The sequence below is a fragment of the Planctomycetota bacterium genome (assembly GCA_016872555.1).
Lineage (GTDB): Bacteria > Planctomycetota > Planctomycetia > Pirellulales > UBA1268 > F1-20-MAGs016.
The window spans coordinates 1-9,423 of record VGZO01000084.1; the positions used below are offsets into that span (position 1 = coordinate 1).

Below are 9,423 nucleotides of genomic sequence, written 5' to 3' on the forward strand. Positions count from 1 at the left end.
AGCGCCATCCCGCGTGCGGCAGAGGGCGTGCCGGCACAATCCACGTCGGTCCCGTCCAGCTGATACTGTCCGCCCTGCTGGGTGACGGTCAGCGTCAATCGATTGCAGTAGGGCTGCAGCTGCCATGAAAAAGTCCCGACGGTCTGTGCCGACGCCGATACGGCTGCTAGTAGCGAACACCCCAGGACGATACTCAGTCGGATCACGTGACAACGCATGGACGTCTCCCGCAAATGTGGACGCCTCCGTGGCGCCGACGGGTAATCGTATCCCAGCCACCCCGACCGCGTGCGTCGTGAGACCACCGGCGCACATCAGAGCCTCCGCGCGCTGCTCCGGCCCCGTCGACCGTCGGGGTGACGAGACCGGGGTGTCGCGGAGGAGAGGGGCCCGGCCGAGCGGAACGGTCGCCCGGTAGGCCCTAGGGAATCGTCACGGTCTGGGCGCTGGTGGCTGCGCTCGCGCCGCAGGCGTTCTGCGCCGCCACGGTGAAGCTGTAGGTGCCCGGCGGCGCCGGGCTGCTGAGGGTGCGCCCGGTGACTGGCACCGCTGTGGACGGGGGTCGCCTCCGGTCGCCGCCCGTGGCCCCCCGCGTTGGAGACATTGTGGAGACGGCGCCCACCCCCCCCACATCCTGCCCCCGGGGTGGGTCTGGGGGTCGTGAAAGCCGGCGCACAATGTTCCGGCCCCCCACCCGAATCCCTGTGGGGTCGAGGGCCGGTCCATGGGTGCGTCGCCTAGCGCGGCTGGGCCACCTGGCGCATCAGCGTCTCGACCAGCGCTCTCAACTCCGCAACGTCCGCGGACTGGCTCGCCAGCTGTGTCGCCTGCGCGGCGCGCTCACGCTCGAGGCGCTCGAGGCGGTGCTGCGGCAGCTGAATCCGAAAGCCGCGATCGTCAGGGCCGAGCGCGGCATCGTGCCGCTCGATCAGGTCCTCGACACCGGTCGTTTCGACTTGACGGCCGCCAGCCAGGCGCCCGGATAGCTGGCGGTAATGCGCGGCGAAGAAGTGCCGAAATCCGAGGAGTTACGGCATCCGCAGCTTCGTCTACCGCGCGCGACGGCCGATGCATCCGGCACGCTTCTGGGCCCTCATCCACGAAGACTGGCCGGGCGTGTTCCGTTCGAAGGGGTTCTTCTGGCTGGCCACCAAACACGCTGTCGTGGAAGAGTGGTCGCAGGCGGGCGGCGCCTGCAATCATCAGCCGGCCGGACTCTGGTGGGCCGACATTCCGCCGGCCGAATGGCCCACCGACACCGAGGCGCTCGAGGACATCGGCCGGCACTGGCACGACGACATCGGCGACCGCCGGCAGGAGATCGTCATCATCGGCCGCGAGATGGACGAGACCGTGCTCGCCGCGCGGCTCGATGCGTGCCTGCTGACCGACGACGAGATGGCGCTCGGCCGCGAGGGCTGGCAGGCGTTCCAGGATCCGTTCCCGGCGTGGCGTGTGGCATCCGACACCGAGGAAGCGCCGGCCGCCGTCGAGCGGGATGATCCCGCGTTTCCGCCTCTGCTTCCTGCTGTTCGTTCCCCTCCGGCAACCGTTCATTGCTCCGCGGTAGCGCCGGCGCGGTGCGCATCGACTCACTGGCCGGACGCCGCGAGGGCGTCCGGCCGCATGCGCGATGTCAGGCGAGCACCACTGCGCCGTGGTCGTCGCAGTGCGTGCCGTGCGGGTGGTGCAGGTGGCCGTCCACGAGGTAGTCGATGTGGTCGCCGTGCGGCACGGCCTGGTGGCCGCACGCCGGCCCGTGCACGTGCGTGGTGTCGTGCGCGCCGCAGGCATGGGCGGGGGTGCAGGCCGAGGGATTCGCGGCGGTGACGTCGAGCGTGTGCTCGTCGACGTGGCCGTCATGCAGGTGATGCAGATGGCCGTCGTGCAGGTAGTCGACGTGGCCGTCGTGGCTCACGGCCTGATGGCCGCAGCCGGGGCCGTGCTGGTGGGGGTGATCTCGGTGGATGCGATGGGTCTCGGACATGGCGATGCTCCTGAAGGCTTACGTGGGTTGCCGCGTCTCCGCGGCGTGGTCGATGGCCGCCCGCACGATGGCCACCACATGGTCGTCGGCAAGGGCGTAGGTGATATGCTGGCCGTTTCGGCGCCGGGTGACCAGCCGCTCGTTGCGCAGCACGCGGATCCGCTGCGAGATGGTCGGCAGGCTTTCACCTTCCGCCTCAGCGAGATCCGTGACGCAGGCCGGCGCCGTCGCCAGCCGCGTCAGCAGCCGCAACCGGCCCTCGTCCCCGAGGGCGCGGAAGAGCCGCGTGGCCCGTTCCAGGGCGGCCGGCGAGCCATCGAGCGGCGGCAGGGCGCTGGCGGAATGCGGCGGATCGCACGTCTCGGGGGCGGCGGGCGTGTCGCGGCGGGCCATGGGCGGAGTATCCCAATAGTTGCGCAACTATGCAAGTAAATAATTCAGCAGCTGGTGAGTCCGTCGATTTGCAGGTGCTCGGCCTGCACTGTGCCGAGGAGGTGGGGGCGTTGCGGCGGGCCCTGGACCGCCAGACCGGCGTGTCGGACGTGCATATCGATCAGGTGCGAGCGCGCGTGTCGTTCAAGCTGGCGGCGCCGGCCACGCTCCCGCTCGTCTCGGCGGCCGTGACCCGCGCCGGCCTGCGGCTCGTGCAGCCCGACGAGGCCGTGCCAGAGCTGGCGGTCGAGCCCCGCGTGTGGTGGTCGGGCATTCTCAGCGCATCCTGCCTGGCCGTGGCGGTCGTGGCGCAGTTCATCGAGTCTGGCGGGGCGTGGCTGTCCCTCGTGGCCGACGTCGACGCCGACGGCCCGGCCTGGGTGAGCACCGCCGCGTATGCGGCGACCGCGCTCGCCGCGAGCGCGATCATCCTGCCGAAGGCCGTCACCTCGGCCCGCGCCGGCCGGCTCGACATGCACGTGCTCGTCGTCATCGCGATTGTCGGCGCCGCGTGGCTGGGCGAAGTGTCGGAAGCCGCTACGGTGGCGAGTCTCTTTGCCGGTTCGCAACTGCTCGAAGCGTGGAGCGCCGCGCGCGCCCGCCGCTCCGTGGGGGCGCTGATGCAGGGCACCGCCGGGCATGCCTGCTGCTGTGTCGATGGCCACGAACACGATGTCGCCGTGCACCGCATCGAGCCGGGCATGGTGCTTCGCGTGAAGCCCGGCGAGCGCATTCCCGTGGATGCGGACGTCGTCTCCGGGTCGTCGAGCGTCGACGAGTCGGCGATGACGGGGGAACCGACGCACGTGCTGAAACGTGTGGGCGACCTCGTCACGGCCGGGTCCGTGAACGGATCGGGCGCCCTCGAGATCCGCGCCCGCAGCCGCGCCGACGAGAGCGGCCTGGCGCGGATGCTCACGGCGGTGGAGCACGCCCGGCAGGGCCGCACCGACGCCGAGCGCTGGGTGGAACGTTTCGCCGGCGTCTACACGCCCGTGGTCGTCGTGCTTGCCCTGGCGGTGTGGCTCGTGCCGCCGCTCGTCGGCTTCGGCGCCTGGGACGAATGGTTCCGCCGCGGCCTCGTGGTCACGCTCGTGGCCTGCCCGTGTGCCCTCGTGATCTCGACGCCGGTCACGATCGTGGCCGCCATCTCGGCGGCGGCCCGGCACGGCGTGCTGGTCAAGGGCGGCGAACACCTCGAACGGTGTGGCACGCTGCGCGCGGTGGCGTTCGACAAGACCGGTGTGGCCACGACCGGCCGGCCGAAGATCGTGAGCCTCCGGATGCTCGGCGCGCGCACCGAACGTGAGGTGCTCGACCATATCGTGGCGCTCGAAACGCGCAGCGAACATCCGCTCGCGCATGCGCTCGTGACCTTCGCCGCCAGCCGCGGCGCCGCCAAGGGCGCGGCGCACGCGCACGACGTGCAGGCCGTGCCGGGACGGGGCCTGGTCGGCGAGGCCTGGGGCCACGAGTTCTGGATCGGCAGCGCCCGGTTCCTGGGCGAGCACGCACAGGTGAGTGACGAGGCCGCGCGGGAGATCGCGCGCCTGCATGCCGAGGGCCTGACCGTGGTGGCGTGCGGCAGCGGCGCCGAGCTGTGGGCCGTGCTGGGGGCGCATGACACGACGCGCGCCGACGCCATCACGGCGGCCCAGTTGCTGCGGGCCCGCGGCGTCCGCCAGCTGGTGATTCTGTCAGGCGATCATGCCGAGGCCGTGCAGGCGACCGCGCGGGCGATGCACGTGACCGAGGTGCGCGGTGAATGCACGCCGGCCGACAAGGCGGCGACGATTGCGGAGCTGGGCACGCACGGCCCCGTGGCGATGGTGGGTGACGGCATCAATGACGTGCCGGCGCTCGTGGCGGCCACCCTCGGTGTGGCCGTGGGTCCGCGGGCCACCGACGCGGCGCTCGATGCCGCCGATGTCGTGCTCGTGCACGACGATCTGCGTCATCTGCCGTGGCTCGTGGGGCACGCGCGGCGCACGCTGCGCGTGGTACAGCAGAACCTGTGGTTCGCCGTCGGCATCAAGGTGGCGTTCCTCGTGGCGGCCGCGCTGGGCGAGGCCACGCTCTGGATGGCCGTGCTCGCCGACACCGGCGCCACGCTTGCCGTCACCATGAACGGCCTTCGCCTGCTGCGTGTGCAGGCGCCGCCGATGCCCCATCACCACCACCATCACGCCGGTGAGGGCGGCCATACGCATCAGGCCGCGCATTCGCACTGACGCGTGACGGGCCGGGGCTAGGCTTTGCCTTCCTTGAACACCACGTGTTTACGGATGCGCGGGTCGTACTTCCGCAGCTCGAGCCTGTTGGTCGTCGTCTTCTGGTTCGTCGTGGTCGTGTAGAAATAGCCGGTCCCGGCTGTCGACACGAGCTTGACGATGATGCGTGGCACCTGCAGCCTCCTGTCCGCGCGCGGCATCCGGCGCGAGGGTCTCAGCGTGCCAGAGGTTCGTGCGGCGGGCGGTGTCGGATGACACCAGCGCCGCGCGGCCACCGGGCGTAGGATCGAGCGATGGCCATCAAGGATCTGACGCAGGTGGAGCGCCACCTGTTCCTGTGCAACGGTTCGAGCTGCGCGGCACGAGGCGCCTCGGCGAGCACGACGGCACTGCGTGAGGAAGTGCAGGCGCGCGGACTGCACGAACGTGTGCACACCACGAAGACCCTGTGCAATGGCCGGTGCGACGACGGGCCGATCGTGATCGTGCAGCCCGACGGGCTCTGGTACAAGTACGTAGACCCGGCCATGGCCCGCCGGATCGCGGCCGACCACCTCGAGGGCGGGCGCCCGGTCGAGACGCATGTGCTCTACGCCTGGGGCGCGCCGGCGATCGACGATCGCGTGATGCCGGCGTCACCGCCGGACGCAGACCGGGAGCCGGGCGTGTAGCCGCGCGCCGGGACGGGCGCGCGGCTACCGGTGGTCAGAGCATGATGACCTGGTCGGGCCTGGCGCCGCCGAGGGCGGCGTAGAGCTGCGGGAAGCAGCCGGCGACGACGCCGTGCACGAGGCCCTTGGCGGTGACGCTGCCCGTGCCGCACTCGTCGAACGTGCCGTTTGCGAGGCCACGGCGCACGGCGCACTGATCGCAGACCATGAGCAGGATGCCCTGCTCGGCCGCCACCTTCGCCAGGCGCTCGCCCACTGGGTCGGCGGCGCGCAGGCAGTAGACGTGGTCGTCGAAGAACATCATGCCGGCCACTTTGACGCCGTGCGTGCCGCCTTCGAGCTGCGGCAGGATCATCGTGGCGAGTTTCGTGGTGCTGGCCATGTTGGTAGCGAAGATGTCGGCGACGGTCATGCGGCAGGAGTCCTTTGTCTGGGGAAGAAGGTTCGCGTCACAGTAGACCACGTGTCATGCCGGCGCCTCAGCGGCGGCGCGCCGACGCGGGCCGGAACGCCGCGACGACGGCCGCATGGGTGTCCACATACGGGCCGCCGATGAGATCGAGGCAGTAGGGCACGGCGGCGAAGATCCCGGGCATGGTCAGCGAGCCATCCGGCGATCGCGGGCCCTCGAGCGTTTCGCGGATGGCGGCCGGGCGTCCCGGCAGGTTCACGATGAGGGCGCGCCCGCGAATCACCGCCACCTGGCGTGACAGGATCGCCGTCGGCACCGCGCGCAGGCTCACCTGCCGCATCTGTTCACCGAAGCCCGGCAGCTCGCGGTGCGCGACCGCGCGCGTGGCCTCGGGTGTGACGTCGCGTGGCGCCGGCCCGGTGCCGCCGGTCGTCAGCACGAGGTCGCAGCCCTCCGTATCGACGAGATCGATGAGCGTGGCTTCGATCGTGGGCTGGTCATCGGCGATGAGCCGCTCAACCGCCGTCCACGGCGTCGCGAGCGCGGCGCCGAGCCATGCGCGTAGCGACGGCAGGCCCTCGTCCGTGTAGACGCCCGCTGCGGCGCGGTCGCTCACCGAGACGAGTCCGAGACGCGCCGGGCGGTCAGGTGCCAGGGCAGCGGTCATCGCGGCTGCCAGCTCCCGTACATCGGGTTGGGCAGCAGGATGAACCGCGGGCCGAACGGCGCGAGCGCCGCCTCGCCCGCACGCGCGCTCTGCTGCGACAGGCGCGGGAAGTCGAGGATGTTGTCGCCGACGAAGGCGACGATCTCGACGGGCGTCGCGCTCGCCGGCGTCCGGCCCGCGGCCACCGCGTCGAAGCGCGGGTTCTTGTCGGACGGGCCGGCATCCGGCCGACAGAGCAGCGCATCGTGCGCCAGCTGATGGCGCTCGAACACGGCCGCGGTGTCCGCGCACTCTGACTGGAGGCGGTTCGTGACGATGGCGATCCGGCCGCCGAGCGCCCGCACACGGGCCAGGAACGCGGCGGCGCCAGGAATCGGCGTGGCTTCGCGGCGGCGCACCCAGGCGGCCCAGCTCTCGCTCGAGTAGGGCAATCCCTGCTGTGCGCGTTCGAGCTGATACGTGACGTTGTTGAGCACGGTCTCGTCGGCGTCGAGCACGACGGCCCACGAACCGGCCTGGCGTCCGGCCGCGGCCGCCTCGACGGCGCTCGTCGCCAGGCGATACGCCTGCAGCGTGGCGGCGCGATACTCCGCGGCGTCGCGCACCCAGCGGATGCTGTCGGGCATCGCGGCGGCCGGCGGAGCCGGTGTGGCCGAGGTGGCTGGCAGGGGCGCCGTGGAACGGCACGCGGCACTGAGGACCAGGAGTAGAACGACGGACAGGCGCACGGGCATGCCGGCGATCATACCGGCTCGCCGTTGTCTCTCGTGATCCGCGAGGTGGTGCGAATGCGCACCAACCGCGGTGACGCTTCGACACGAGGCCCCTCGCCATACCACGTCACACTCGCCGTGCATGTCACTCGCGACCGTCACCCGCTGGCTGATCTACACCCACCGTTGGCTCGGTCTGGCCTGCTGCGGGCTCTTCCTCGTGTGGTTCGCCTCCGGCATCGTGATGATGTACGCCCGGATGCCACGGCTCACCGCGGAAGAGCGTCTCATGCGCCTGCCGCCGCTCGACCTTACAGCGGTGGCCGTGCCGCCGGCCGACGCCGCGCGGCGCGCGGGTTACCACCCCGCCACCGCACCGGATCGTCTGCGCATCGGCATGTGGCAGGGCCGGCCCGTGTACCGCTTCGCCCGCGGCGCCGAGTGGCGCGCGGTCTACGCCGACACCGGCGCACCGCTCGACGACGTGCCGGCGCCGGAGGCCGTCGCCGCCGTGCGTGCCTTCGTGCCCGAGCATGCCGCCACGGTGCGCCACGAACGGCGCCTCGAAGACTCCGACCAGTGGACGCTCAGCAGTGTCATTCGCGCCCAGATGCCGCTGCATCGCCTGGCGCTCGGTGACGCCGCCGGTACACATCTCTACCTCTCGTCCCGCACGGGCGACATCGTGATGAAGACCGACGCGCGCGGCCGCCTCTGGGGCTACGCCGGCGCCGTGTTGCACTGGGTCTACTTCACGCCGCTGCGTCGCCACGCCGACCTCTGGGACGGCCTCATCGTTTACGGATCGCTCGTCGGTTGCGTGATGGCGCTGAGCGGTCTCGCGGCAGGGCTGTGGCGCTGGTCGCGCCAACCGCGGTACCGGCTGCGGGGGGCGAGCGCGCCGTCGCGTTCCCCGTATGCCGGCATGATGAAGTGGCACCACTACGGCGGCCTCATCTTCGGCGTCATCACGTTCACGTGGATCCTGAGCGGCATGTTGTCGATGAACCCCTGGGACTGGAGTCCGGGGAGTTCGCCGACCCGCGCGCAGCGCGAGGTGCTGGCCGGCGGCCCGCTGGACCTCAAACGGCTCGACGTGGCCGCCATCCGCGCTGCCGCCGGCGCGCTGGCCACTGCGTTTCCCGCCCGTGAAGTCGATCTGGTGCAGTTCGACGGCGCGGCGTATCTGTCGGCCTACCGGCCGCCACATGCTGCCGACGCCGGCCAGTGGACCAACACCGACCTGGCGGCGTTTCTGTCGCCGCAGACCGCACTCGAGCGCCGGCTGACGCGCGTGGGCGACCCCAGCCACGCGCTCGTCGACCGCTTCGATTGCGCCTCGGTGGAGCGTCTCACGCACCAGGCCGTGCCCGGAGCGGCGGTGGTCGAGTCGGTCTGGCTCGATGAGTACGACGCCTACTACTACGACCGTGACGGTGGCCGTCCGCTGCCGGTGCTCCGCGTGAAGTTCGACGACGCGGCCGGCACGTGGCTGTACGCCGACCCGCGGTCCGGCCAGCTCGTGGCAAAGCAAGAGCGCCTCAGCCGTCTCGAGCGCTGGCTGTATCAGGGCCTGCATTCCCTGGATTTCCCCGCGCTCTACTTCGCCCGGCCGGCCTGGGACCTCGTCGTCATCGTCCTCAGCCTCGGCGGCATTGCCGTGAGCGGCACGGCGGTGGTCCTCGGCTGGCGCCGCGGCAGACGGTGGGCCGGACGCCGCGTGCCCGCCGTCCGCGTGCCCGTGCGCACGCGGTAACATGCCGGCGTGTTCTCCACGTATGTCACGCTCGGCCTCGAGCACATCCTGCCGCGCGGGTTCGACCACGTGCTGTTCATCAGCGCGCTCGTGCTGGCGGCGCCGTCGTGGCGGCCGCTTCTCTGGCAGGTCAGCGCCTTCACGGTGGCCCACGCGCTTACGCTCGCGCTGGCGGTGACCGGCGTCGTGCGGATGCCGTCGGCCGTGGTCGAACCGCTCATCGCGCTTTCGATCGTGGCTGTGGCGGTCGAGAACATCGTCGAGCCGCGTTTTCGCTGGCGGGGGCCGCCGTCGGGGCGCCCAGCCCCAGAAGCGCGAGCAGTGCCAGTCGCCTCCGCCACCCGCCGCGCCGCGGGCCAGAGGCCGGCTCCTGCGCCGACCACAGCCCCGGAGCGGCGGCGGTGCGGTCGCGCACGGTGGCATCCGGCGCCTGGGAGCCAGCGCAGTCACCTGTCTCGGGTGGCATGTCCTGCGCATCGTACGCGAATACTCACCCCCGAGGGCAAGACCGGCCTGGCCTCGACTGGTATCGAGGCGAACCGCAGGCGCGCTAT

The 9,423-nt window shown here is 71.4% G+C and carries 9 protein-coding genes and 2 pseudogenes; 6 read left to right on the forward strand and 5 right to left on the reverse strand.

Annotation, left to right across the window (positions count from 1 at the left end):
- Positions 1 to 728 precede the first annotated feature (728 nt).
- Both FJ309_16435 and FJ309_16440 read left to right on the forward strand, forming a co-directional pair.
- Positions 729 to 986, forward strand: a complete 258-nt coding sequence (locus FJ309_16435) for a hypothetical protein (protein ID MBM3956169.1) — start codon at positions 729 to 731, stop codon at positions 984 to 986.
- Between the two features lie 49 nt (positions 987 to 1,035).
- Positions 1,036 to 1,383, forward strand: a pseudogene (locus FJ309_16440) (cobalamin biosynthesis protein CobW).
- Between the two features lie 253 nt (positions 1,384 to 1,636).
- On the opposite strand, the pseudogene FJ309_16445 reads toward FJ309_16440, so the two are convergent.
- A pseudogene (locus FJ309_16445) lies at positions 1,637 to 2,380 on the reverse strand (winged helix-turn-helix transcriptional regulator).
- 29 nt (positions 2,381 to 2,409) lie between these two features.
- Here FJ309_16445 and FJ309_16450 point away from each other — a divergent pair.
- A complete protein-coding gene (locus FJ309_16450) occupies positions 2,410 to 4,650 on the forward strand; it encodes a cation-translocating P-type ATPase (protein ID MBM3956170.1) in 2,241 nt (746 codons plus the stop codon).
- Between the two features lie 17 nt (positions 4,651 to 4,667).
- On the opposite strand, the gene rpmG is transcribed toward FJ309_16450, so the two are convergent.
- Positions 4,668 to 4,850 (reverse strand): 50S ribosomal protein L33, encoded by a 183-nt coding sequence (gene rpmG, locus FJ309_16455; protein MBM3956171.1) that lies wholly within the window; start codon positions 4,848 to 4,850, stop codon positions 4,668 to 4,670.
- A 93-nt stretch (positions 4,851 to 4,943) separates the two neighbouring features.
- Here rpmG and FJ309_16460 point away from each other — a divergent pair, with 93 nt between their 5' ends.
- Positions 4,944 to 5,321, forward strand: a complete 378-nt coding sequence (locus FJ309_16460) for a (2Fe-2S) ferredoxin domain-containing protein (GenBank protein MBM3956172.1) — start codon at positions 4,944 to 4,946, stop codon at positions 5,319 to 5,321.
- A gap of 34 nt (positions 5,322 to 5,355) precedes the next feature.
- Here FJ309_16460 and FJ309_16465 read toward each other — a convergent pair whose 3' ends face one another.
- The 3 genes from FJ309_16465 to FJ309_16475 form a co-directional block, all read right to left on the reverse strand.
- Entirely contained in the window at positions 5,356 to 5,733 is a 378-nt protein-coding gene (locus tag FJ309_16465) for a sulfur reduction protein DsrE (GenBank protein ID MBM3956173.1), read from the reverse strand.
- A 67-nt stretch (positions 5,734 to 5,800) separates the two neighbouring features.
- On the reverse strand, positions 5,801 to 6,400 hold the full coding sequence (locus FJ309_16470; GenBank protein ID MBM3956174.1) for a molybdopterin adenylyltransferase: 600 nt from the start codon (positions 6,398 to 6,400) through the stop codon (positions 5,801 to 5,803).
- Positions 6,397 to 7,257: a hypothetical protein gene (locus FJ309_16475; GenBank protein MBM3956175.1), complete on the reverse strand. Its 861-nt coding sequence runs from the start codon at positions 7,255 to 7,257 to the stop codon at positions 6,397 to 6,399. The genes FJ309_16470 and FJ309_16475 overlap by 4 nt, the downstream gene beginning before the upstream one ends.
- Here FJ309_16475 and FJ309_16480 point away from each other — a divergent pair.
- Positions 7,256 to 8,869 (forward strand): hypothetical protein, encoded by a 1,614-nt coding sequence (locus tag FJ309_16480; protein MBM3956176.1) that lies wholly within the window; start codon positions 7,256 to 7,258, stop codon positions 8,867 to 8,869. The two genes, FJ309_16475 and FJ309_16480, sit on opposite strands and share 2 nt — an antisense overlap.
- A 9-nt stretch (positions 8,870 to 8,878) precedes the next feature.
- Positions 8,879 to 9,423, forward strand: a 545-nt coding sequence (locus FJ309_16485; GenBank protein ID MBM3956177.1) for a HupE/UreJ family protein, incomplete at its 3' end; no start/stop codon positions are given.